The sequence below is a fragment of the Paenibacillus sp. FSL F4-0087 genome (assembly GCF_038020215.1).
Classification (GTDB): domain Bacteria; phylum Bacillota; class Bacilli; order Paenibacillales; family Paenibacillaceae; genus Paenibacillus; species Paenibacillus taichungensis.
Window position 1 is genome coordinate 2,595,523 of sequence record NZ_JBBODJ010000001.1, and the last position, 25,805, is coordinate 2,621,327.

Consider the following 25,805-nt stretch of genomic DNA (forward strand, 5'->3'; position numbering starts at 1 on the left):
AAGACAGACGGTGAAGTCCGTCAAGACAACAATGGTTGTGGTGCATAAAACCTTATTCCATTTCAGCGACGATGACTTCAGCAGCAGCCTCATCAATAATCAGAATATCTTCCTGACCAAATCGAAGAACAGAATGTATGGCAGCAGCCTTGCTCTTGCCACCTGCAATCCCAATCACGACATCGGTTCGTTCAATATCCTGGAGTCGCATGCCCAGCGTAAGCATGGTATGTACCACCTCACCCTGATCATTAAAGTAATAACCGAAGGATTCCGATACGGCCCCTTGCTCCTGGAGTTCATCTATGATCTCTGTCGCAAGTTTGCGGCGCCGTGCCATCTCTACGGCATCACCGATTCCATGAATGACAATCCGGGATTTTCGGATCAGCTGCAGAATCTCCTGAACACTCGGGTCCTGGATTAGTGATTCGTAGGCATGATCACTAAGCAAATCCGGTACATGCAGGAGTTTGTATTGGGCTCCTACCCGTTTTGCCATCGTGGATGCTATCGTGTTGGCCTGAATTTCGAGGCTTTCTCCCAGCCCACCGCGTGCCGGTACAAACCAGACACCTTTCAGCGAAGTTGGCGGAGTCAGTTGCTCTGCGACTTCAGCCGTTGTTGAACCGCCAGTAACGGCGACAACATCGTTATCACTCATAATATTACCCAGAGCCTTCGCTCCGGCTCTGCCCAGCTCCCGTTTGGCAAATGGAGAAATGTCCGAATCGCCAGGAACCACAACTACCTTTTGCAGACCGTAGGCTTGCTTGATGCGCTCTTCCAGTTCGGATAATCCGAACAGCTCTTTGGCGACGGGTTCCAACTGCTGCAGCAATTCATGCCCTGCCTCACTGATCTTCATCCCTGCACTGTCAATTTCAATAAGTCCCTGAGCCTTTAACAAATCGGTCTCAGCCCTCAGAACCCGCTCGGTCATCTGCATGGAATTAGCTAACGTTCTTCGTCCGATCACATCCGATAACATGATCTGGCGCAGAATCGTATACCTCTTCTTCAAGACATCCATGAGATCAGGCAGAAGCTGCTTTTGCACTTCTAAAATCGTTCGCATGCTTTCCACTCCCGCAAGCTTCTCGTTCCAAGCTCTCTTTCATGGCCCTAAAACGTCCCGGGTTAACTTTTTAAGTCCCACGTCTATTCTACCTAAAACTGACGCGACATGCAAGTGTTTCGAAGCGTTATTTCGACACGTTTCAGGCGTTTGTACGCGCCTATTTTCACAATGTCAATCTCCCATGATCGAGAACAACCTGTTCGATACCATATATAGAAGCAAAGTAAAATTCTCATCTACATATTGCTTGCTATTGTCTTTCATATGGCATGTCCAAAACCTCTTTTAGCATTTACCTATTTGCGCTCTTTATCCACTTATCTTCATCATGATCATTTTCAGGGTATTCCAAACCAAAACAGCGAACATCTGCTTGCAATTCAATTGTTCATGAGCTATAATCATTATTGCTGTCACATATTTGAAACTTTTATTTCAAAACTGCTTTTAAGCAACTATGCTCGCAGCAATAATCAATGTGCGCCCGTGGTCCAATGGATATGACGTAGGCCTCCGAAGCCTGAGATCCAAGTTCGATTCTTGGCGGGCGCGCCATTCTTAATTAGTAGCTCATAACACTCTTAACCAATGAAACCGAATAGGTTTCTTTTTTTTCAAACTTAGTTTGACTTTCTTTGACTTTTTGTTTGAAATTGTTTATGATGTGGGTAATACGGTAACAGTTTATATATAAACACCAATTTAACATTTACATTTCCGAGGAGGTTTTTCACGTGAGTTATATTCCAATGGTCGTTGAACAGAGCAACCGCGGTGAGCGCGCCTATGACATCTATTCCAGATTGCTGAAGGATCGTATCATCTTCCTTGGCAGTGATGTAAATGACGTTGTGGCGAATGCCATCATGGCACAGATGTTGTTCCTAGCTGCGGAAGATCCGGAGAAAGACATTCACTTATACATCAATAGCCCAGGCGGATCCATTACAGCCGGTATGGCGATTTACGATACTATGCAATTCATCAAACCGGATGTATCTACCATCTGTGTAGGTATGGCGGCTTCGATGGGTGCATTCCTGTTGAACGCAGGTGCCAAAGGTAAACGTTTTGCATTGCCTAACAGCGAAATCATGATTCACCAACCACTTGGTGGTGCGCAAGGTCAAGCTTCGGACATCGAAATTCGTGCCCGCCGCATCCTGAAAATGCGTGATACGTTGAACCGCATCATCGCTGAGCGCTCAGGCCAACCGCTGGAGCGTATCGAGAAAGATACAGATCGTGACTACTTTATGAGTGCTGCTGAAGCTGCTGATTACGGTATCATCGATAAAGTTATCGAAAACGTAGGTTCCCAAGGCATCTAAGCCGAGCCGAATCGCCAATTAAACGGATATACCATATAGCCAACTCAAACGGCAACGCTCAGTTGAGTTGGCTGTATGAAAAAAGGACGCTCTCGTCAATATGACGAGGGCGTCCTTTTTTTGATGATAATTTAAGAGTGCATAATACAAATTCAATCGATTCACTTAACTTTCATAGAAAATCTAATACTTTACTTGTCTGCTGTTAAGCCACTGAACGGTTCTGTGCCTTTAGGAAGTAGCTCTTTGTATGTGAACGGGAATTCCGGGAAGCCTTCCGCATAAGCTGTGTATTCATACAACTGGAAGAATACAACTACACCTGTTGGTGTTACATAGAAATCCTGATCTTTATTCAGACCTTTATAGCCTTCAAGGTAACCACCACTTGCTTTAAGCTGATCTCCCACTTTTTTACTTACTGTCTCACGTACGGTTTTGTTATTTTGGATCACATCATCCAGACTCAATTCTTTACCGGAATCCAGAGCAAAGGTGTGACCTGTACGGAACGTCATGCCATGTGCGCCCGCATAATCTTGATAACTTTGCGTAATGAGCCCAAGCACACCATTTTCGTTATACGTCACAACATAAGAACTCTCAAATGCGTATGGACGGTTCGCTGCTGCGTCACCAAATTCCTTGGTTTGTTTTTTAAAATCCGCTACGAAAGCATCGACTTCATCTTTCAGCACCTTGTTGATAGCCGCTTCTGCTTTATCGTTAGCCAGTCCGCTCACCTGAGGATATTGAATATCGACTTCAGCGTTCTTGATGCTGACCTTCACTGTTGCCGCTTTGACTGTTACGCTATTTTGCTTCACTTTACTCAGCGTCAGTGTCTTGGCTTTTCCATCCCAGCTGCCCTGAACACCCAAATAATCTCTCATTGCAGAAAACGGAATATACAATCGGCCATTAATCAGCTTCGCTTCCACTTGTGGATAGTAGTTATTAATTCTAACACTCGGTGCCCCATCAATCAGGCTGATGGTCATCGTATTATTAGCTGCCGTTAAGGAGTATTCTTTAGTCTTAGCATCATATTTCAAACTTCCACCTGCTACATCTTTCACTGCGGTAAGCGAAACCCAAGTGGAGCCACCTTGAAGCAGTCCTTTTTGAGTAAGCGTTTTTCCTCCCGATTTCAGAGTTACCTCAGTAGGTGTTGTCACTTTCGTCGATACTGAAGCTGCCTGTACAGAACTATCCTGCCATACAGTCCCGCTCCCCACAATAATTCCTGCCGCCAGTAGTGCACTTGTCCATTTTTTCCATGATGTCATATATAAAACTCCTCTCTCGAATTCAAATTGAGTGTCATTGCGTATGTATCCTGATTTGATCGTATGCCTCATACGCTCACCTCTTTATTATAATTAACCCAATTCCGGAAAGGTTTACAGCCCCAGTTACAATGTTGTTCGATCCAGATGCCTATAATGAAGGTTTTGTTACGAACAAATGGACAAAAAAGATACCAAAAACCAGCAATTCATTTCGTCATATTTCACCTCTTCTTTCCAAACTTCATCAAAGTCCGCCTTTATAACAAAAAAGACGCTGTCCGATGGACAACGTCTTTGTCATTATTGCCTTTCGCCCGCTCAAGCATAACTTTAACGGACATCCAGCCTTCATTTACTTTACTTATTTCATTTCATACGTAATATTCAGCGTTGTGCTTACTTTAACCTGTCCTGTTTCAATTTCTGTGCTACCAGCAGAATCAGCTGTTGCTTTGGACATCAGAGCCTCACTTGCATAGAACACAGGTACATTAGCGTCACCTTGGCTCACGGAGAGAACAGCACCCAGTTGACGTTTAACTGCTTTTGCAATAGCTCCAGCTTTCACATCAGCATTGGCAACAGCTTTTTCAATCACTTGAGCTTCAAAGCTCTCCGGTTTTTCTACCGTAAAACGCACATTCTCAATATTATTGGCACCAGCTTGGGATGCAGCATCCAGGAGTTCACCAATCTTGTCCATCTCCCGGTACGTTACAGTCAATGTATGATGAGCTGTGTACCCTTTGATCTTCTGTCCGTCTTTTTCACTATACGTGTAGTTAGGCTGTACGTAGAACTGGCTGGTTTGAATATCATCCGCACTGATTTTCCACGTACTTTTCAGCAGATTGCTAACTTTTTGAATTTTCGCTGCATTCGCTTTTTGAGCGGAGGCTGCAGTATCTGCTGTACTGTTCACTCCAATGGAAAGATAAGCGATGTCCGGCTTCACTTGAATCTCACCTGTACCCACAACGTTGATCACGTTTTGCTGTACCCCCTGTACCTCAGCAGCATACGCATAATTACTAGGTGCTACCCACGCAGTACCTCCTACAAGCAATGTACCTGCAACCATCACCGCGCCCAGCGGTTTCAACCATAATTTACCCATTACGTTAGCCTCCTTAAGTTTTAACATCTCAAACTCAAATCGATTTGATACCTAACAGACGGGCTTAATTCCATAATGTTGCACTTGACAGCCTTAAAACGCAAAAAAGCCCCTTTCGGGACTTCTTCATTGGGTTCAAATCATATCTTATTGGTTCTCAAGCTCTTCCTTGCTTACCAGACTAACTAAAGCGTTTACAGCCTGTTCGGCGTCCGCGCCTTCTGCACTAATCTGGATTTCCGTACCAGTACTGATTGCAAGGCTCATGATCCCCATGATACTTTTTGCATTTACTTTTTTGTCGTCCTTCTCGACGAACACTTCAGATGAGTACTTATTCGCTTCTTGAACGAACAGTGCCGCAGGTCTGGCATGGAGACCCGTTTTCAAACGGACAACTACCGGGTGCTTTGTCATGGAAACTTACCCCCTATTATGAAATCTGGACATTAAATACACAATTATATTTATAACATTATACCATATAACCAGAGCAGGACACTAGAAGAAAAAACTCAGGGTGATTGGGATGTCATTATTATGACCCATTTTAGCCTTTTTACATCACCTCATTACACCTGAGCAGCTCTCCTGATCCTTATGGGCTGACTTTATACTGACCTTTTGGCGAAAACCAAAACAATCAATTCCCAGACTACCTTAATCTTAATTTAACCGTAACGCTCGGTACGAACCTTTTCTGCCAGCTCATCAATTTTGCGGAGCCGATGATTCACTCCAGACTTGCTGACTGTACCTTTAAGCAGTTCGCCTACTTCCTTCAAGTTGATATCCGGATGGGCGAGTCTGACTTCAGCCACTTCACGAAGCTTTTCGGGCAACGACTCCAGACCAACTTCCTTTTGCAACAGTCTGATGTTATCGATCTGTCTGACGGCTGCTCCAATCGTTTTATTCAGGTTCGCTGTCTCACAATTGACGATTCGGTTGACGGAATTACGCATATCTCGCATAATACGCACATCCTCGAACTTGAAAAGGGCCTGATGTGCACCAATGATACTGAGCAGCTCAATGATTTTCTCGCCTTCCTTAATGTATAGGATGAATCCTTTTTTGCGTTCTATACACCGGGCATTGAGATGAAATTCATTCGCCAGGTCCACTAGGGCCTGACAGTGCTCCTCATACATGGACGCAATCTCCAGGTGGTAGGATGAACCTTCGGGATTGTTGACTGAGCCTCCTGCCATAAATGCGCCTCGAAGATAAGCACGTTTACAGCAGTTATTATTGAACAGTTCTCCACTGATCCCGGGAGTAAACAGAAATCCTTCGGAAACAATGTACAGATCTTTTAGAATCTCCTGTACCATGGTTGGAATCCGAACAATATATACATTGTTCTTTTTCAGCCGCATTTTTTTGCGGACAAGCAATTCCGTATGCACTTGAAAATGCTTTTTAAGCAGAGAGTATGCCCGTCTTGCAATGGCGGCATTCTCCGTCGAAATATCCAAGATGACTTTTTTATTCGATAACTGCACCGCACCAAGCATACGGATGAGGGCTGAAAGTTCCGCCTTTTCGCAGCACGGTTCGCTTTCGATCATCGTTAGTTCTTTTTTGGTCTGTGCTGCAAACGACATGGGACTTCACCTCTTCCGTAACATCCAATTTTGTACAAGTTGATAGATGTGATGGCTCAGCTTGTCGGCATCATGGCGCAGATAAGTTCGGAATAGGACCAACGTATCCGCAACGACTTGATAGCCGGCACTCTTCAGCACATTCATATCCAGCACAACCGGTTTAGCTCCTTTTTCCGCATACTTATTCTGCACCTGCAGCGGAATATCACCATTATTTACAATGACATAGTCGAAAATTTGGTGTCCTACATGTTCATGTACCGCCTTGAGGTGGTCACTCACCGTGTAATTATCCGTTTCTCCCGGCTGTGTCATCACATTACAAATAAACATTTTTACTGCGTCAGCCTCAACGACAGCTTCAGCCAGCTTAGGTACAAGCAGATTGGGCAGAATGCTCGTGTAGAGACTACCTGGCCCAATCAGAATGGCGTCTGCCTGACGAATAGCCTCAACAGCCTCTGGCAACGGCTCCACGTGATCCGGTTCAAGGAAAACGCGTTTGATCCGTAAGCCAGCTTCAGGGATCTTGGACTCGCCCGTAACAATCGAGCCGTCCTCCATCTCTGCATGCAGTATAACGGCCTGCCCGGCTGCGGGCAATACCTCACCCCGAACGGCAAACACGCGGCTAAGTTCCCGCACAGCGGTCACGAAGTCGCCCGATATATCCGTCATTGCAGCCAAAATCAAGTTACCCAGGCTGTGGCCTGCAAGCCCCGCGCCTGTATTGAAGCGATAATTCAGCATATCCGACAACAACGGTTCTACATCAGCCAGCGCTGTAAGTACGTTACGAATGTCGCCCGGAGGCGGCATTTGCAACTCATTACGCAGGATGCCCGAACTTCCTCCGTCATCCGCCACCGTCACGATGGCCGTGATGTCCAGCGGCTTTTCCTTCAAACCGCGCAGCATCACGGATAATCCGGTTCCGCCGCCCATGACTACAATTCTCGGACGTTCTCTTCGTGGTCCGGCTTCTTTCATCCCTTCACCCTCTTCAATGACGGTCCCGGTCGGCGTCGCGATGGCTCACGGTAACAGCCTCAGTTTCGCTGCTTCCCAACATTTTGCCCAAATATTCCGATATTGCTACCGAACGATGCTTGCCTCCGGTACAGCCGATTCCAATAATAACCTGGCTTTTGCCTTCCTTCCGGTATTGCGGAATCAGAAAATGCAGCATATCCAGCAGCTTGGTCAGAAACGCCTGCGTCTCCGGCCATTTCATAACATATTCGTATACATCACTATTCTGTCCCGTATTCGGACGTAAATGTTCAATATAATGCGGATTTGGCAAGAAACGAACGTCAAACACCAGATCCGCATCGATCGGAATACCGTATTTGAACCCAAACGATGTAATATTTACCGACAGCATATGGCTTTCCAGATGAGAAAAGCGGGATATGATGCGCTCTTTCAGTTGAGCAGGCTTCATCGTACTGGTATTCAGTACCTGAGTGGCGGAATTTTTGAGTTCCTCCAGCATCTTACGTTCCAGCCGGATGCCATCAAGCGGCATGCCCTCAGGAGCCAGTGGATGTCTGCGCCTGCTCTCCTTATAGCGCTGGACCAATACAGAGTCTGTCGCGTCCAGGAATAGTATTTCACAATGAATGGTAAAATGATCTTTAATATAGTTCAGTGACTCGGACAAAGCCGTAAAGAACTCACGACCGCGAAGGTCGATAACCAGTGCGACCTTGCCAATTTTGCCGTTCGATTGCTCAATCAACTCCGCGAATTTCGGAATCAATACCGGCGGAAGATTATCCACACAGAAGAAACCAAGATCCTCCAGGCTTTGTACTGCAATCGTCTTGCCTGCTCCGGACATGCCCGTAATGATAATGAGCGTGGCGCCTGTGCCCGGTGAAACTTCACCTTCAAGCATAAATGTCCCCTCCTTATCATATTGCTGTCGGATTATACTGTTACGAGGTTACTAGGAACGCAAGAGAAGACCAGCCGCGCCAACAATACCTGCATTGTTGCCAAGCGTTGCTTCAAGAATTTTAACCCCTTCTTGCAGCGGTTCAGGTGTCAGTTTCGCAAACACAGTCCGTACTTCATCAAACAAAATATTACCCGCTTTGGATACACCGCCACCGATAATGAACATCTCAGGGTTAATCACAGCCGCTACAGCCGCCATCGATTTGCCCAGATAGAATGCTGCACGATTGACGATACGAAGAGCAACTTCATCGCCCGCTTTAGCAGCATCAAATACTTCTTTAGCTGCAATCTTATCCACGAGTGCCAGTGATGTATGGTCTCCACGCTCTACAGCGTCTTTGGCCATACGAATAATTCCGGTTGCTGAAGATACAGTTTCCACGCATCCCATTTTGCCGCATCCGCATTGAATTGCTTCCAGATCAGGAACAACACTGACATGACCAAGCTCACCAGCCATACCGGAGAAACCTTGATAGATCTTGCCGTTCAAGATCAGTCCACCACCAACGCCTGTACCAAGCGTATAGCATACACAGTTGTCCACGCCCTTGCCAGCACCTGCCCAAGCTTCACCCAGTGCAGCCACGTTTGCATCGTTATCTATTTTGACTGGCTTGCCCAGACGTTCTTCCAAAATCGAACGAATGGCTACATTCCGAAATCCAATGTTAGGGGCAAGAACGATAATTCCCTCGCGTACATTGGTGAACCCAGCCACTCCTGCTCCTACACCTTCAAGCTGTTCCCAGCTGTAAGGCGATTCGGCAACGATATGACGGACATACTTTTCGATGTTGGCAATGACCGTGTCAACGCCCTTATCCACTTCAGTCGGTCCTTCATACGTATGCATAAGCTGACCGTGTTCATCACATATACCGACCTTGATTGCTGTTCCGCCGAGATCGACCCCAACGTAGATTTTCTCAGACATGCTACAAGCCACCTTTATCTATCTATAATAGTTTAATCCTACGTACCAACTATAATTGAAGGATACGCCTGGGTCAAGACGATAAGACCTTTGCTGCGATTAGCTTCCTCGCTATTGTGAACAACATCACAGGCTATCTTTGAATACGTATACAACCTCATTTGTCTCTATTAAAAACGCAGGCTTTATTCCTTCCTCCATAGAGGAGGAGGCCTCAACTCATGATATTGCATATCCACTCGTTCCATGCGTAAAAGATGACAATTGTCATCTGAATCTCATGACATTCCTTACTAATCACGTCTAAGGCAGTTCGATAAGATGGAAATATCTTATAGAACAGAACAAGGACGTGATTCAAGATGAGCTCACCCGTTATAAAGCTTGAACAGGTAAGCAAAAGGTATGTCAACAAAGAAGTTGTCAACAATATCTCCTTAGAGATCAGCCGTGGTTCGGTTGTTGCGATCCTTGGCCCTAATGGCGCCGGCAAAACAACAACCATGAAAATGATGCTCGGCTTGTCCACTGCTACATCAGGACTTGTGACTGTGCTTGGCCAAAAACCGAATCACACACAGGTTCGACAGAAAATTGGTGTCATGCTGCAGGATGTGAGTGTAATGGATGGGCTTACCGTTCGAGAGATTATAAGCATGGTACGCAGCTATTATCCCGCACCGCTTCATGCAGACCATATCGAAGAACTGACGGGACTCCCTCCAGCCGACTTAAATAAAAGAGCAGAGAAGCTGTCCGGCGGACAAAAGCGTAGCCTAAATTTTGCCCTCGCCATGGCAGGTAATCCCGAAATTCTATTCTTTGATGAACCTACAGTCGGACTGGATTCGGAAACAAGGAGACATTTCTGGGAACGAATCCGCCAGCTGGCACAGGAGGGTAAAACCGTAATCTTCACAACGCACTACCTCCATGAAGCAGATGAAATAGCGGATCGAATCATTCTCTTGAACCGAGGTACCATTGTTGCAGACGGAACACCAGGGAATATCAAGGCCGGAATCACCATACGAACGATTTCCTTTTCAACTACGCATAGCATGTTCACCAATGATGATGTGTCCAACACGGAGATGGCATCCGTAGTCGATGTCCGTGCACAAATCGAAGAGCTGCCTGATGTAGACGGGATCGAATATCACAAAGATCGTTGCATTCTTCACACCAAAAATACAGATGTGCTGCTCCGTCACCTCATTGAACGCCGGATTCCCGTTAGTGACATCCGAATTGAAACCGGACAGCTGGACGATGCCTATGCAAACCTGATGGAAAGCATGAAGGAGGAAATTTGATATGTTGATGCTTCTCGCTCAATCTCGTGTTGAAATGCTCCGCATGTCCCGCAATGTCTACTTTATTTTCTGGTCCTTGATGATGCCCGTCGCCTTCTATTTTCTTTATACGCGCATCTTCACTACAGGAACAACAGATTCAGAACAATGGAATGCCCACTACTTGATGTCTATGACCTGCTTCAGCATCATGGGATCCTCGATCATGACACTCGGTATCCGACTTGTCCAAGAAAGAGCACAGGGTTGGGTCGCTTACTTGCAAGTGACTCCGTTACCCAACTCGATTTATTTTGGAGGCAAAATGGTGGGACAAACGATAATGCACCTGTTTTCCATCATCGTCATCTTTACAGCTGGATTCCTGATTAATGGTGTATCACTTCCTCCTGCTCAATGGATCGGCTCCGCCCTTTGGATTCTGGCTGGTTCTCTCCCCTTTCTTGCACTTGGTACCTGTATAGGAACATTCCGACGGGTGGACACCGCCAGTGGATTGAGCAACGCTCTCTATCTATCTCTGGCCTTGCTGGGTGGGATGTGGATGCCTCTTGACATTATGCCGAGCTGGCTACGACAGATCGGCAACTGGCTGCCCTCCCATAGCTTTGGCAATGGAGCGTGGGTTATTATAGCCGGAGGCGTGCCTGCCCTGCGCGATATCCTACTTTTGGCAGCATATCTGGTGGGTTTTATGTTACTATCCACATATATCCGTAATAAACAAAGGGAGGCGTAATCTTCAAATATGCTTCAGCATTTCGAGCTTTTCCCAAAGCGATATGGCTTTTACCCGTATATATGGATGATCTATCTGGCTATGCCAATCTATTATTTGTGGAATGCACAGGGACATGAGTCGTACATCGGCGTAACCTCCTTCATCGTATTTATCCTGACTTATCGGCAACTCTACATGACATCAGGTGCCTCACTCTTTTCCTATTGGCTTAGCCTACAGATGCTTTGCGTTCTGGTACTAAGCCTGGTGATCGATCCCAATATGTTTTTCCTCGGATTTTTCACAGCCAATTTTATCGGATGGTACACGGAAAAACGTCAGTTCCGAATGTTTTTGGTCATATTCGCCATTGTCCAGACCATTCCAATTGCTTTAAAAATTCAATACCTTAGCGCTTATCAACTCATTTTTTTTGCACCATTTTACCTTATTATGCTTGCTTCACCCTTCGGGATCCGTTCCATGCTGGATCGACAAAAGCTGGAGGCCCAGCTGGATGAAGCCCAGCAGCATATCAAGGAACTAATCAAACGTGAAGAGCGAATGCGAATTGCCAGGGATCTGCATGATACCATGGGACATACGCTCTCGCTGATCACACTGAAGAGTGAGCTGGTTGCCAAACTCATTGTCAAAAATCCCGAACGTGCCTTACAGGAAGCACGGGAGATTGAGCGCACCTCCCGCGCGGCATTGCGGGAAGTACGCCAGCTTGTCTCTGACATGCGGGCAATCAGCATGGTTGAAGCACTTGCCGATGCCAAAGAAATGTTGAAGAGTGCTGATATCGAGCTTCAATTAATAGGAGAACAGGGCCTATTTCATGATGTTCCCGATCTAACCCAGAACATGGCGAGCCTCTGTCTGCTTGAAGCCGTAACGAATATTGTAAAACACAGCAAAGCCACTTGCTGTGTAATTAAGCTGGAACGAACGCATGATGGCATAAGTATACGGGTTAAAGATAACGGTAATGGCATTAGTCCTGGTGAACATCAAGGCAATGGCCTAAAAGGCATGTCTGAACGACTGAACCTTATCGACGGCTCCCTCCATATTTCCTCGGACTCTGGAGGAACTGTTCTTGTCTTTTCTTTTCCCTTGATCGCCACTGAACACCAAGGAGGAATTCGAGCATGATTCGTATTTTGATTGCTGAAGATCAACGCATGCTGAGAGGTGCACTTGCCTCACTGTTAGACCTTGAAGATGATTTTGAGGTCATCGGTGAAGCAGGTAATGGAGACGAAGCTCTGAAGCAAGTTGGTTCCCTCCATCCGGATATATGTCTTATGGATATTGAGATGCCTGTGATGAGCGGCCTGGACGTAGCGGAACGCATACAACAACTCGGACTGCCCTGTCGTATTATTATCCTCACTACCTTTGCCCGTCCGGGATTCCTGGAGCGTGCCATCCAGGCTGGAGTACAAGGATATTTGCTTAAGGACGAGCCGAGCGATCGTTTGGCAGGAGCTATTCGTCGGGTCATGAATGGTGGACGAGAGGTTTCCCCAGAGCTCGTTTTTGGTGCCGCCAAAGAAACGAATCCGTTAACTGAACGTGAAAAAGAAGTGCTTAAGCTCGCAGCCACGGGTATGAATGCCAATCATATCGCTGCCTCGCTTCATCTTTCCTATGGTACTGTGCGCAACTACCTGTCTGAAGCTTTTAACAAGCTTGATGCCAAGAACCGTATGGAAGCCGTCAGCATTGCAGAGCAGAAAGGATGGTTGTAGAGAATAGCGCGCTCGGTTCATAAGTACCAACAAATGTACTAAATACATCCACTTACATACATCATCCAGTGAATATGGGCAGAGAAAAACGCCTTCCGGGAACGGGAGGCGTTTTTCTCTACTTTTATGAACGTTACCTGTACCTAAACCTATCCTTCAGCAGCTATTCAGCTACTGGTCACAACTTCGTTTCCACTCGTACAGGCTCTTCCGTTTTTTCCATCTTGTTGACGTCCAGAATATCGAGCAGGAAGACAAAGATCGGAATACCGATGATAAGCCCCCAGATCCCCAGAAAATGTTGAGACAGAATCAGTACGATAAACGTGTAGAACATCGGCAATTTGGTTTTGTGCGCCATCAGCTTCGGATTCAGGAAGTACGTCTCCAACGCATGAATGATGACGATCATAATGATCACGATCACACTGAGCTGTAACCCACCCAGTTGATAACCGATTAGACACAGCGGAATCAGTGAGATGATAACCCCCGCAACGGGTACCAGACTCAGCATGAATACCAGAATGGTCAGAGCGAACAAATATGGGAAACCGAGTATCCATAATCCCAGAATCGTCAAAGCTGTATTAAAGACCGCAATCAACAATTGTGCCTCGATCACTTTACCAAAAGAAGATACAAACTTATCTCCAAGATAAGCCACTTCATTATAGAACCAGCCGATCTTGCTTGTTTTGAACTTGGCGGTGAACTTGGAAATCTCCCGCTTCTGCAACAAGAAGAACAGACTCAGAATGATGACCAGCAGAATGAACTCCAACCATTTGCTTAACGCAAAAATATACTTTAAAGCATCGTTGGTATAGTTTTTGATATCGAACGATTGAAGATAACCTGCAATTTTGGAAGCAAAATTATCTCCGTCAGCAGTATCAAGAAACTTCATGATCTCATTCGTCAACTGAACGACCTGATCCACAATCCGTGGTGAATACCTGGAGATGCCCAGTACAATGGCTGCAATAACGATAAGATAGAGCAGGATGACTACAACTTTATAGTTAACCGGAAATAAACGATTCAACTTCTCTGTGATAAAATGCTGCAACCTGTTCATGACATACGTCACCAGGAATAACAGCAAAATCATGTGCAGCATACTCCCCATGCTGAATAGAACCAAACAAAACAACAGCAGAATGAGAAAACGCCGCACTGTTGCATTTTGTAACCAATCTTTTATCATTTCCCCCAAAGTCTTCACCTCACAGCTAATATGCCCATTATGTATACGATCTCATGCCCACTTTGGTTTCAAAAAAAGAGAAGCCTTCCGGCTTCTCACATCATGAGACTTCCCGTTGTCTCTTCTACTTAATTTATGCCAAACCATGCCCTTTTCATGCTTACTTATCCAGTGTTTCGCTCCAGTCATGCACAATACTGCCTTCAAGAAATTTCTCGCAGTCCATTGCAGCCATACACCCTGAACCTGCTGCTGTAATGGCTTGACGATACTTCGTATCCTGAACATCACCGCAGGCGAACACACCCGGAATGTTGGTCTCGGTTGTACCCGGTTTAACGACAACATAGCCGTGTTCATCCAAAGTAATCTGGTTGCTCAAGAAACCCGTATTCGGTGTGTGCCCAATGGCAATGAATACGCCATCCGCTTCAAGCAATTCTTCCTGTCCAGTCTCGTTATTGCGTACCTTAAGCCCTTTAACACCAAGAGCCTCAGGCACAACCTCGAGCGGTGTGCGGTTCAAAGCCCATTTCACCTTCTCGTTGCTGCGAGCCCGATCCTGCATAATTTTCGAGGCACGTAATTCGTCCCTGCGGTGAACCAAGGTAACGTCTGTTGCAAAACGGGTCAGGAAGCTGGCTTCCTCCATTGCGGAGTCTCCACCGCCAACAACGACGATCTTTTTACCACGGAAAAAGAATCCGTCACAGGTGGCACATGTACTTACCCCACGTCCCACATTCTCCTGCTCTCCGGGAATGCCGAGATAACGGGCCGAAGCGCCGGTAGAGATAATGATCGATTCGGCTTCCAGTTCACCGATGCCTCCAACTTTAACCTTGAAGGGCGGTTTGCTGAAATCCACTTCTTCCACCCAACCATTTTTGAACTCAGCTCCAAAACGCTCCGCTTGCTTGCGCATATTGTCCATCAGTTCCGGACCCATAATGCCTTGCGGAAAACCAGGAAAATTCTCAACTTCCGTTGTCGTCGTCAACTGACCACCCGGCTGGAGACCTTCGATAACCAGTGGGTTTAGATTAGCACGAGCCAGATATATCGCTGCTGTCAGACCCGCAGGTCCGGTTCCGATCACAATCGTTCTGTATTTAGACATATAGATACAGCCTCCTTAATAAGGTTGAGAGTGTGTTGAGTGGCGATTAACTTGCTATGATGATATCCTACAGGCATGTCGAGACCTATTCGTTAAGTTTACCCGTTTTCCAGGCTTATGTATCCTTCACGCAATGAAGTCTATCCCAAAGCGAGATTTTCAAGGAACATTTACTGGACCGGTGGGTTGGAATTGCACACTTTATTGATTTGCCGTGCATATTTGCTGACGGTGGCAGCTGATATGCCGTACCGGTCGGCTATGCTTTGGTAGGTCACTGGACGACTATGAATCTTAGCAGCCAGATATTCCAATCCCGCAGCCAAACCTTCAATTTGCTTTGTGCCAGGTACTTCCGGGTGCACGCGAGATACATAGTCTTTCCACAGCCGCTCCATTTCTTGCTGCAATTCGGCTTTGGCTTCAGACATCTGTAATGCACGGTCCACGACCGCCTGCCAATGCGAAGAAGCTTTCGCCTCCGTTTGTTCCGTCAACGATTCCATCTTCGGAATGGTTCGTTGGCTCAATGCAGTTAACGGTCGCAGAACAGGAGAATCATCCTGCTCAGCTCCTTCTGAACCAAGACCGTTTAACACGGAACGAGCGGCTTCCACCAATTCCTGATCTTCACCAGGTTCCTCGATAAAGGATTGCAGTGCCTGCTGCACCTCATAATCACCAATCATGCCAAGAGCATGAATGACCTGGAGCTTGGTAGCCCGATCCCCATGTCGCAACGCCCAGAAGAAAGAGGAACGGATCAATGGATCATTTTTCATCTCTTCAGGTATGCCATTGCCATAGTTCTCCCATTGTCTGAATTGCTCGTCAAATGGCAGATGATAGTGATAACTTAGTTTCTCCGGATCTTTTTCTCCCTGTTTCACTGCCTCAAGACCCGACAGATAGTACCGGGATACTTCCGAACCCGGATCCAGCTTGCCCACATGACGCCACAGACGTTCAGCGGAATCGTAACGTTCGGTATTATAAGCTGCGACTGCTGCATAATGTGCGAGAGCCGGATCCGCAGCGGTTTCTTCATCCTTCAACAGCCGACGGAAATGTACATAAGCCGTATCATGTTGACCTAGGATACCCATCGTGGTAGCCAGCTTGTAGACCTGTTCGTGCTGGAAAGGCACGATGACACGCAATTTTTTGATCAGAAGCAGCACTTGGTCGGCTCGATTCTCGTTCTGATGAAAGATCGCCAGATTACACAGTGCATGCAAATTACCAGGCTCCTGCTCCAGTACCTCGGCAATCGTCTCTTTCGCCTTGGGAAACAGCCCCATATAATAATAGGCAAGCGCCAAGTTGTTGCGAGCAGCTAAATAATCAGGATACTCGGGTGACATGCCTTCCAGCAGCTCAGCCGCCTGTGCAAACTTCCCTTGTTCCAACAATTCCCGCGCCTGATCGTGTTCAACGACACCCTTACGTGATTTGATCCGGTTCAGTTTGGCTGGTCGATCCAGCTCGTAGTACAGAAGCTCCATCATCTCTTCGGCTTCCGTCATAAACTGACCTTGGGTATCCTCCTCCAAATACGTAACAAGCGCTTGCTCAGCTTCTTCAAACCGATCCATATTCGCATAATTGTTCGCCATGTAGAAATAACATTCCGTCATGGACGGATCTACCACGTCGAGCACATGCGCAAGAACGGCATTGGAAGCCTCGTAATCCCCCTTCTCTGATAATATACCCGCCATATTACAATGATTCACCGGATTTTCCGGCTCATATTCAACAGCTTTACGAAAATATTTTAATGCCTTGTCGACGTGATTACGGTCCAGCGAGCGGACAGCTCTCTCAAAAAAGAAAGAAGCATCCAAGTGAATCGGTATTACATTGGCAAGGTGTCCCTCAGCCCGCAGTAGCTTGCCCTTCATCTTCCAAGGCACCTCCTCTTTGCTTTCATTCATACTCTCCAGTATACCACATCTTAAGGCCCACTTCTCAATATGTAGTTTCATGTCGTTTATGCCAAAAATGCGCAAAAAAGATGACACTTCTCATCCCTTTCGAATGAAATGTCATCTTTTTGCTTCATGTACTCTTCCTTAAGGAGAGATTCATCAGAATTACAGCTTTAAAGCCATGGATGGCGAAAGAGAGATATGAACTGTCTTGTGGAAAGGAGTCATAAAGTTAACCAGTACAACCTTACACTTATTAGGCAGCTTTGCCTCACGTACGGTTGCTGCCAAATGCCCTACCTCGCCTCCGATCAGCTCAATCCAGTCATCTCCACAGGAATAACGCAACGTGCCGCTCTTCCACAGATAATGGCCTTCACTTGTCTCAAGCAATTCCCCATGGGAAAGCTCGCCCTCGCTTCCGAACACGAAAGAAAGCTGCACCATAAGCGGCTCCGGCTGCTCTCCCGCCAGTTTCAGGGTCCAGCCATTTTCCGTTCGTAACACTTCCGTCTGTACAAGGAACGTCTGTTCATGGGTGAGATCTCGACTCTGATGGGGCAACAAATACCACGGACTGATAGCTGTTCCCGCCGTCTCAGGCAGTTGACTATCCGGGATCGGACCGTAATAGCCTTTCTTCTGTTCGCCCGTTAGAAGGTAACCTGCTGGCAATCGAGACATGTGCTGCATCGGCACATATCCTGGATTAAAATAGGAGGCCAACTGAACGGCCAGTAGACGTACGGCACCATGACGAAGGGCAAAGAATGAAGGCACCTCCGTCATTACAGTCGCACTTGTATTACCGGAACGAATACGTGCTACAGGTGCGCCGAAGTCCGTATGCAACCGGCTGTGTGAGATGTGTCCATGATGACCTGCCGAATCCATTCGCTGTAAATAGTCCTCTCGCACAAATCGTTCGTTCAGTATGATCTCGTACAGCTCAGGCAGCTGTTCGCGTGTCTTACCTGCCTGCTGCTGAAGATCAGGCTCCAGCAGCAGCCGGACGAGCGCATTGACCGAGCAGACGCCGGGATCTGTTAACATTTCTCCAGCCCAATCCGCCATGCCGGCAAAGATCGGATCACCGTCCAACCGGGCCATAATGGCATACGGCAAGTAATACGGTGATAAATCATGCACGCTCCCCAGATCCTGGCGACCTGAGTAATCCGTAACAACCTCACCTGTTGGATGTACTAAATACACCATCATGCGAAGATTGAGTCTCACCGGGTCCAGCAATTCAGGGCGGTTCAACAGGCGTGCCGCATGAATCAGCATGATGTCGCTAACCGCGCTGTAGATTCCGTTGCTTCGTTCAGTCCACTCCCCATCAGGCGTAATATCCATACCTTCAGCCAGCCACTGCTCTGCACGCTGCACAGCTTCCTCCAGGTCAAACAATTGATGCAGGAAACCGAGCGCCGCGCATAGCACCCAGCGATGATTCGGCGTATGACAGCCTCCAGTCAGCAAGACTGGAACAGTTCGTTCCAGAAACAGGCGCACATTGTCCAGTACAGGTTGCAATGGCTCCCAGTCCTGCTGCTGAAGAAGTTGATATAACTGGGCATATCCCACGACAAGAAATGCGGTATCCGGTGGAGAATGGGAATTGGTCCAACCAGGAGAGATGGAGCCGTCTGCATGCTGATTCCGGAGTACGTACTCCGATGCAAGCTGAAGACGATTTAACAGATCTTCATCCCGATAATAGATCGAATCCGGATTTGCGAGTGCAGCTCCCCAGTAACACATGTCCGTAGGTGTTCCGGTCGTATGGTTGACCCAGGCGATACCTGTAGAGGGGTCAATCGTTCCTCCATAATAGCGGCTGTCCGGATCAAGCGCTTGCCGCGATATCCCTTTTTGCACTGCTCTGTCATTGCTTTCCACCAGTTGTCTGTACATGTCCAGTCCCTCCAAACAAATGCCGATGAACGGAATATTCGGCGCAATAATTCTTGTCATCTGGTTAATCACGATTGGCTTAAGAAAACCTATGATCAGCCCTTAACTGCTCCAAGCATGGCACCGCTAACAAAATATTTTTGCAGCCATGGATAGACGAGCAGAATCGGTACGGTTGCAAAAATAACGGTGGCCGCCTTGAGACTTTCAGGGGTTAATGGAGCGCGATTGGCACCTTCCATCTGTGTGAGCTCACTCACCATGTTGTTTTGCACCATTTGGAACAGTTTGAGCTGAAGTGGATACAGCTTAGGATCATTAATGTACATCAGGGAATCCTGAAAGCCATTCCAGCGGCCAACAGCATAGAACAACGCCAAAGTTGCCATGACCGGCATTGACAGCGGTAATATGATTTTCAACAGTGTATGCAGATGTGAACTGCCGTCAATTTCAGCGGACTCCTCCAGACTTTCTGGTATACCATTGAAAAATGAGATCAGGATAATCAGGTTAAACGGACTGACCAGACCTGGCAGAATTAGCGCCCACGGCGAATTAAGCAAGTGCAGGTCACGAATGAGCAAGTACTCGGGAATGATCCCCCCGCTAAAGAACATCGTAATGATGATCACGTACATGAAAAGCTTGCGGCCCTTCATTTTTTTCTTGGTCAATGGGTATGCAGCTGCGATTGTGAACACCATGCATAACACCGTTGTCACAATCGTTAACAGGGTCGTATATCCCAAGGAATACAGCATCGAATGATCGGAGAACACCTTAACATACGCATCCCAATTGAACTCCTTAGGAAAAATGGTGACTTCACCCGATGTAATGGCACGATTGGAGCTTAATGATATGGCAATCGTGTGCAGAAACGGAGCGAGACAGAACACGACGAACAAGCTAATAAACAGGATGATAACGGTATCAAAAATCCGGTTTGAGGTGCGTTCACTCATATGCGCACAACTCCTTTACTGATGGTATACATATAAAGCAGCTTAGCGTACCTTCTGTTGTTTTAAAGAATTCCTTCACCTGTTGTCTTTTTCGATATATAGTTCGAACCGAGTACAAATATAAGTCCAACGACTGCCTGGAACAGCCCAACGACGGTTGCCAGCGTATATTGTCCCGATTCCAGCCCGACCCGGTATACAAAGGTACTGAGCACATCGGAGTATTCACGTACTGCCGTGTTCCCGATAATATAAGGACGATCAAAGCCGATGCTGACCATATGACCCAAATTAAGAATGAGCAGGGTTACGATGGTAGGCTTGATGCTTGGCAGGGTTATATGCCAGATTTTCTTCAGCCGTGTCGCTCCATCAATCTCTGCCGCTTCGAACAGTTCCTTATTAACACCCGTCAGCGCAGCCAGATACAGAATGGTTCCCCAACCTGCACTTTGCCAGACACCTGTGAACAGGTAAGTCACGAGCCAGGGATTTTTCTCCGTCAAAAATGGAATCGGATTTAAGCCGATACTTTCAAGTACACCGTTTACCATACCGGATTGGTTACCGAATAACTGGTACACAATGCCCCCAATAATGACCCACGAAATAAAGTGAGGGATATACAGAATCGTCTGCGATATTTTTTGAAACCATTTAAACCGGATTTCATAGAGCATGATGGCTAATATAATGGGAGCAGGAAACGAAACGATCAGATCAAGAAAATTCAGCATAAAGGTGTTGCGCAACGTGGTGTAGAAATCTCGCATCCCGAATACCTCACGAAAGGCATCAAAACCGATCCACTCACTGCCGTTAATACCTTGAAACAGATTAAAATCCTTAAATGCGATCTGAACGCCATACATCGGTCCGTAGCGAAACACCACGAAATAGATGAGGGGCAGTGAAATCAACGCGTATAATTGCCAATACCTCTTCAAGTATGCGGTCAAGTCGGTCTCCTCCTAACAACGAAGAAACACTGTGCCGCCTTAACCTCAGCCGACGGCACAAGTCCCTTCATGAATGATGCAATTTCAAGCTTGTGTTCTTTGGATTCGTACGTTCATAGATTCATATCTCCGACTATTATTTCGTAGCAAGCTCCTGAACCGCTTGATCCAGTTCCTTTTTCAGTTCTGTGCCGCCCAGGGACATGAAATCATTCATTTCCCGTTCATACACTGCGTCGAATTCTTCGGGTTTAGCCATTGCTGTTTTTACGATAATGACATTAAGCTTATCTTTGAGCGCTGTACTGTACTTCATCTCTGCCTGAATCGGTTTGTCAAAAATGATGGGTCCTACCGTGTCGGTGTTAGCAATATTAATCGACTGTTTAAGCATTTCCTGATTGTTTTGCGGGAAGCCCATGACCCACGCTTTTTCGTTGGTAGCCTGATCACCGATATTTTTACCGTTTGAAATAATAGCTGTATCCCCTGCGTTGAACAGACGATCTTTCGCTTCCTGTGAAGCATCCTCTTTGACAACCGGAATTCCGTCTACCAGATCGTAGTTCTCTCCTTCCACGCCGCTGTAAATATCAATCAGGTTATTTTCTGATGCCATCCAATCCAAATATTTGATTGCTTCCACTGAACGTTTGCTGCTCTTCGGAATCATGATGTACATGCCGTTTGAACCGTAACGGGATTTGATATGTTTGTTGTCTACGTTTGCGTTGGTGTACGCATCGACCGGAAGCACCTTACTGCCCTGCGTATTTTTAAGCAAGTTATCCAGAGTGCCATCCGCATAGAAAATGGCGTCGACATCCTCAGACCAATAGCCAATGTTACCGTTCTGTACATCCTTCACCAGTTGAGCCTTATCTTCATCCAAACTGAAGTCCTTGCTGATCAAACCTTCATTGTATAACTTGTTCATGAACTTCATCGCATCCTTGAAGCCTTCATGGAGAGGCAATTCATAACGTTGGGCATAAGTCAGATCCCCGCTGATCGGCTTAATGAATGAGTAAATTAATGTTTCGAACTGAGCTGGCGCCAGTGCCATTCCCATTGGAATGTTTTTGCTGCCAAGTCCACCAGGGTCCTTCTCTTTAAATGCTTTCAAAGTGGTATACAATTCATCCGTCGTCTTCGGTACTGGCAATCCCAGTTTATCGAGCCAATCCTGACGAATATAAGAGCTATATCTGCCTGTGATGGCACGTTTGCCAGGAACTGCGAACTGCTGGCCCTCTAATTGACCAAACTTAAGGGTGTCCTCGCCAAGGAATTTTTTCAGGTTCGGTCCGTATTGATCAATCAACTCTCCCACATCAGTCAGACCACCTTGTTCAGCGTAACGATAAAATACACTTGAGTCATAAACAAATACAATATCCGGAACATCCGTATTACTCGCCATTAGGACATTCAGCTTGGTTACTTCCTCCGAGCGCTGAATCGGTACGAATTGTATATCAATGTTATTCGGGTCGCCGAACCGTTCCTGGATCAGCTTGGACAAATAGTTATTCGTAATGGTATAAGGCGAAGGACTATTCCCGCGGTCAAACACCTCCACTTTTAAAGTGACACGCTCGCCGCTACCTGATGCACTGCCTTCTGATTCCTGATTCGATGCAGATGAACAGCCGGCTAGCAAGGAAACTCCCATTACCATAGTAAGCGCCAATCCCATCCATTTCTTTAGACTCCCTTTGGTTGCTTTTCCTGTCATTTTGTCATCTCCTTAGCATTGCGTGAATGTTTAAAGCTTGCCCAGAGTATTCCACATCTTTCCGTGCTCTGGCAATAAACTCGTTTCGGAAACGCTTACATAAGGATAATGGTTTATCCCGAGCGACGATTTTCGCAGACTGACTATATTCGTAAAGGACCCGAAAACTGGCGTAAATCAAGGGTTTCTTGCATAAGCGCAAGCTTCCAAGACGGAATACAGGCATACACTAGCAGCAAAAAAAGGCGGACTCCTACATGGCTTCTCCTGAGAAAAACCTGCATGAATTCCACCCTGTGCTTAGCACGGTATAATGCGTAGCATGAGCCTTTGAATTACGACTCGGGATCGTGTTGTTCACGTTTCATACGGCGATAGTCTCCCGGTGTAATACCCTCAACCCGTTTGAATACACGTCCCAAGGTTATTCCATTGGCATACCCCACCTTCAAGGCAACGTCCTGTAGGGAAAGATCCGTACTCCGCAGAAGACGCTCCGTTTCCTTCATCCGCAATTCTGTAAGGAAGTCTACAAACTTCATATTGAACTCTGTCTTGAACAAATAACTTGCATGTTTGCCGGTAATCTGGAATCGATCGCTCAGATGTTTCAGCGAAAGATCAGGATTCGCAAACTGTTCCTCGATATAGTTTTTCATTTCATTGACCATCGCTTTGTAGCTCTTGGTTTCGGTTACCGACACATAAGTTCTGAACAAGTCCGTCAGGTCATCAAACAGAATGTCTTTCACACCTTCAAGTGTCTCCGCTTCTTTCATCAGCATCAACCACTTGTTTATGTTTTCCTCCGATAATTTTTCCTGCAGCTGTTCGGACATGACCGCTACTTCCCGGCTGAGCATCTGTAGCATCGCCTGAATCAAGGAGTGAATCTCATCATCTGGCAGCTTATCACGTTCAAAAGCCGCAAAGATCTCTTCCAGTTGATCACGCCACTGACTACTCGACATCCGAAACCGTTTAACAAAATCAGCAATCATCTGCAAATAGGTATAGGTATCAAGCAGCTGCTGCTGAGTTTCTCCATATCCAGCCAGAGCAACATCACCGTCTCTCAGCAATCTGCGGTGCATCACAGTCTCAGCCGCCACGTATGATTCTCGAATAGCCTTGATGCCCTCCGCGATCGGTCCGATACCGAAACTCAATGATATACGCAGATTCTGCTCAACCCAGGATCGGCATTCCTCCGCAACTAAGCGAATTTGCTCCGTCATATCCAGGTTACCGTCTGTGGACAGGAAAAGAATCGCAATCTGATCCGAGCTGACCCATTCTGTCCAGCATTGCATACCCGCATTGCGTGAGAGCTCCTGCAGCACATTCATTAACGCAAATTTGAGTGTATTCTGCTCACCTCTCGTAAACCGTTCCTGGAATCCCTTCTCATATCGGTTGATTTCGCCAACCACAACAGCGAAGCATGACGAAGTATCCACGCCAGTTAACGGGGAAAGATCCTTTAATCGCTCTACCGCATGATCCAGATTCTCCCCATTCAGCAGATCGTTAAATAGTTTGCTGCGCTGCAGCAGCACGTTTTCCCTGCTCTTTTTATCCGAATCCATCATATGGTTTATTAGGTTTTCCAACACGCCATCAATCAATTTCATCTCATCGGTCCGTGAGCCTGATTGCTCTAGCACCCGAATCTGATGCGCCTCAATCCGATTCATAATAATCTGGATGGGTTTATAGTTGCGACGAGTGATATAGATAATATAAACGATCGCACAAATGACGGTAACAACCGCAATAATCACCCATACATAGGAAACCACCGAGACCCAACCATATAAGTTCCCCTCCTTGATCCCACTGGAGATCGTCCAACCCAATCTTTCCAGCGAAAGAGTGTTCAGCTCTTGGCCTTCTACAGCACCTTCACGATCTGAATGCGCATCGTAAACAATCTGACCGTCACGGTCAAGAATGCTCATGAATGAAAGCTGCCCATTAACCATACTATCAATGCTCTGCTCGATGCTGCTCATCTTGATATTAATGACAAGCGCCCCATCGGAGCCAAATGGCAAGGGCATATCCTTATCCACCGTCAACACCCGAATAGGCGTACGCTGATTAACTCCTGCATCGAATTCCCTGACAGGCTGCCAGCCTGAAGTAAGAGAACCAGAGTCGATTCGGTCGATCCACGCCTTGTCTGAAAAGCTGTCTACATCCTTAGAACCACTTGAGGTTAAAACGCTTTCATTTTTCTTGTCATACAAATAAATGGATTGGATCCAAGGGTTGGAACTCGTCAGCTCGCGCAAGCTTTGAGCAATGCTATACACGGTTTCTTCGCCCACCTGGTTCTGGCTATTAAAATAGTACTTATAGGCCTGCTCACTCTGCACCGCTTCCATAACCGACAACTCAATATCCCGGATCGTCCGATCCAGACTGTCCACCAAATAGCTGGAGGAGATACGGTCTGCTTTCCTTGTTTCTTCCCTGGAGATGTCATTAATGAAAACAAAAGCGATAAAAATGAGTACGGTCATGGTAAGAAAGAAAATAGGAAAATAAGAAAACAGTAAACGATAATACCAAGTCCGGGACAATAAACCCCACTCCTCACTCCACGACACCGTTGTATAATAGCCGTGGTTCTACTGTTCATCACATCAGTTACATCTCTGGGATTGAATTCCCTATATACGCAGCCATAAAATCAATTTTAAGTTATTATAGCACAAGCCCCTAGGCAGCAAATGAGTAATCGATTCCCTCTTTCTCCTTGACTCATCCGCATCTCTATCCTAATCCATCATAAAAAATAAAAACCGTGCTGAGCAG

21 protein-coding genes and 1 tRNA gene are annotated in these 25,805 nt (G+C 46.5%); 6 read left to right on the plus strand and 16 right to left on the minus strand.

Annotated elements, in window-relative coordinates:
• Positions 1 to 52: 52 nt before the first annotated feature.
• Positions 53 to 1,078: a sugar-binding transcriptional regulator gene (locus MHB84_RS12145; protein ID WP_076291987.1), complete on the minus strand. Its 1,026-nt coding sequence runs from the start codon at positions 1,076 to 1,078 to the stop codon at positions 53 to 55.
• Positions 1,079 to 1,561: 483 nt separating this feature from the next.
• Between MHB84_RS12145 and MHB84_RS12150 the strand changes: the two genes are divergently transcribed.
• Positions 1,562 to 1,636 (plus strand) — tRNA-Arg (locus MHB84_RS12150).
• A gap of 179 nt (positions 1,637 to 1,815) precedes the next feature.
• The gene (clpP, locus tag MHB84_RS12155; RefSeq protein WP_072735760.1) at positions 1,816 to 2,412 is read left to right on the plus strand and encodes an ATP-dependent Clp endopeptidase proteolytic subunit ClpP; all 597 of its coding nucleotides are present in this window, start codon (positions 1,816 to 1,818) and stop codon (positions 2,410 to 2,412) included.
• A gap of 191 nt (positions 2,413 to 2,603) precedes the next feature.
• Here the strand turns inward: clpP and MHB84_RS12160 are convergent, their stop codons facing one another.
• From MHB84_RS12160 to MHB84_RS12190, 7 genes are all read right to left on the minus strand, one after another.
• A complete protein-coding gene (locus MHB84_RS12160) occupies positions 2,604 to 3,701 on the minus strand; it encodes a PdaC/SigV domain-containing protein (RefSeq protein WP_076291988.1) in 1,098 nt (365 codons plus the stop codon).
• Positions 3,702 to 4,065: 364 nt separating this feature from the next.
• On the minus strand, positions 4,066 to 4,821 hold the full coding sequence (locus MHB84_RS12165) for an SIMPL domain-containing protein (protein ID WP_076291989.1): 756 nt from the start codon (positions 4,819 to 4,821) through the stop codon (positions 4,066 to 4,068).
• 147 nt (positions 4,822 to 4,968) lie between these two features.
• Positions 4,969 to 5,238 (minus strand): HPr family phosphocarrier protein, encoded by a 270-nt coding sequence (locus MHB84_RS12170; RefSeq protein WP_017691248.1) that lies wholly within the window; start codon positions 5,236 to 5,238, stop codon positions 4,969 to 4,971.
• A 254-nt stretch (positions 5,239 to 5,492) separates the two neighbouring features.
• Positions 5,493 to 6,431, minus strand: a complete 939-nt coding sequence (whiA, locus tag MHB84_RS12175; protein ID WP_076291990.1) for a DNA-binding protein WhiA — start codon at positions 6,429 to 6,431, stop codon at positions 5,493 to 5,495.
• A 6-nt stretch (positions 6,432 to 6,437) separates the two neighbouring features.
• Complete coding sequence (locus tag MHB84_RS12180) at positions 6,438 to 7,424, minus strand: gluconeogenesis factor YvcK family protein (protein WP_053782950.1); 987 nt, start codon at positions 7,422 to 7,424, stop codon at positions 6,438 to 6,440.
• Between the two features lie 13 nt (positions 7,425 to 7,437).
• Positions 7,438 to 8,337 carry an RNase adapter RapZ gene (gene rapZ / locus MHB84_RS12185; RefSeq protein ID WP_053782949.1) on the minus strand — a complete coding sequence of 300 codons (900 nt, stop codon included), beginning with the start codon at positions 8,335 to 8,337 and terminating at the stop codon, positions 7,438 to 7,440.
• Between the two features lie 51 nt (positions 8,338 to 8,388).
• Positions 8,389 to 9,339: an ROK family glucokinase gene (locus tag MHB84_RS12190; RefSeq protein ID WP_063566497.1), complete on the minus strand. Its 951-nt coding sequence runs from the start codon at positions 9,337 to 9,339 to the stop codon at positions 8,389 to 8,391.
• 362 nt (positions 9,340 to 9,701) lie between these two features.
• Between MHB84_RS12190 and MHB84_RS12195 the strand changes: the two genes are divergently transcribed.
• The 4 genes from MHB84_RS12195 to MHB84_RS12210 are packed head-to-tail and all read left to right on the plus strand — an operon-like array spanning position 9,702 to position 13,136.
• A complete protein-coding gene (locus MHB84_RS12195; RefSeq protein ID WP_076291991.1) occupies positions 9,702 to 10,655 on the plus strand; it encodes an ABC transporter ATP-binding protein in 954 nt (317 codons plus the stop codon).
• Position 10,656: 1 nt separating this feature from the next.
• Positions 10,657 to 11,394, plus strand: coding sequence for an ABC transporter permease (locus MHB84_RS12200; protein ID WP_076291992.1), 738 nt, complete (start codon positions 10,657 to 10,659; stop codon positions 11,392 to 11,394).
• 9 nt (positions 11,395 to 11,403) lie between these two features.
• The gene (locus MHB84_RS12205) at positions 11,404 to 12,537 is read left to right on the plus strand and encodes a sensor histidine kinase (protein ID WP_076291993.1); all 1,134 of its coding nucleotides are present in this window, start codon (positions 11,404 to 11,406) and stop codon (positions 12,535 to 12,537) included.
• On the plus strand, positions 12,534 to 13,136 hold the full coding sequence (locus tag MHB84_RS12210) for a response regulator transcription factor (protein WP_076291994.1): 603 nt from the start codon (positions 12,534 to 12,536) through the stop codon (positions 13,134 to 13,136). The genes MHB84_RS12205 and MHB84_RS12210 overlap by 4 nt, the downstream gene beginning before the upstream one ends.
• Before the next feature lie 178 nt (positions 13,137 to 13,314).
• Here MHB84_RS12210 and MHB84_RS12215 read toward each other — a convergent pair whose 3' ends face one another.
• The 8 genes from MHB84_RS12215 to MHB84_RS12250 form a co-directional block, all read right to left on the minus strand.
• Positions 13,315 to 14,346 (minus strand): AI-2E family transporter, encoded by a 1,032-nt coding sequence (locus MHB84_RS12215; protein ID WP_076292022.1) that lies wholly within the window; start codon positions 14,344 to 14,346, stop codon positions 13,315 to 13,317.
• A 160-nt stretch (positions 14,347 to 14,506) separates the two neighbouring features.
• Positions 14,507 to 15,466 (minus strand): thioredoxin-disulfide reductase, encoded by a 960-nt coding sequence (gene trxB, locus MHB84_RS12220; RefSeq protein WP_063566502.1) that lies wholly within the window; start codon positions 15,464 to 15,466, stop codon positions 14,507 to 14,509.
• A gap of 170 nt (positions 15,467 to 15,636) precedes the next feature.
• The gene (locus MHB84_RS12225; protein ID WP_076291995.1) at positions 15,637 to 17,370 is read right to left on the minus strand and encodes a tetratricopeptide repeat protein; all 1,734 of its coding nucleotides are present in this window, start codon (positions 17,368 to 17,370) and stop codon (positions 15,637 to 15,639) included.
• A 192-nt stretch (positions 17,371 to 17,562) separates the two neighbouring features.
• A complete protein-coding gene (locus tag MHB84_RS12230) occupies positions 17,563 to 19,317 on the minus strand; it encodes a hypothetical protein (RefSeq protein ID WP_076291996.1) in 1,755 nt (584 codons plus the stop codon).
• A 95-nt stretch (positions 19,318 to 19,412) separates the two neighbouring features.
• Positions 19,413 to 20,285, minus strand: a complete 873-nt coding sequence (locus MHB84_RS12235) for a carbohydrate ABC transporter permease (protein ID WP_063566505.1) — start codon at positions 20,283 to 20,285, stop codon at positions 19,413 to 19,415.
• 62 nt (positions 20,286 to 20,347) lie between these two features.
• Positions 20,348 to 21,244 (minus strand): ABC transporter permease, encoded by an 897-nt coding sequence (locus MHB84_RS12240; RefSeq protein WP_076291997.1) that lies wholly within the window; start codon positions 21,242 to 21,244, stop codon positions 20,348 to 20,350.
• 136 nt (positions 21,245 to 21,380) lie between these two features.
• Positions 21,381 to 22,982 carry an extracellular solute-binding protein gene (locus MHB84_RS12245; protein WP_076291998.1) on the minus strand — a complete coding sequence of 534 codons (1,602 nt, stop codon included), beginning with the start codon at positions 22,980 to 22,982 and terminating at the stop codon, positions 21,381 to 21,383.
• A 335-nt stretch (positions 22,983 to 23,317) separates the two neighbouring features.
• Complete coding sequence (locus MHB84_RS12250) at positions 23,318 to 25,570, minus strand: helix-turn-helix domain-containing protein (RefSeq protein WP_076291999.1); 2,253 nt, start codon at positions 25,568 to 25,570, stop codon at positions 23,318 to 23,320.
• Between the last annotated feature and the right edge of the window lie 235 nt (positions 25,571 to 25,805).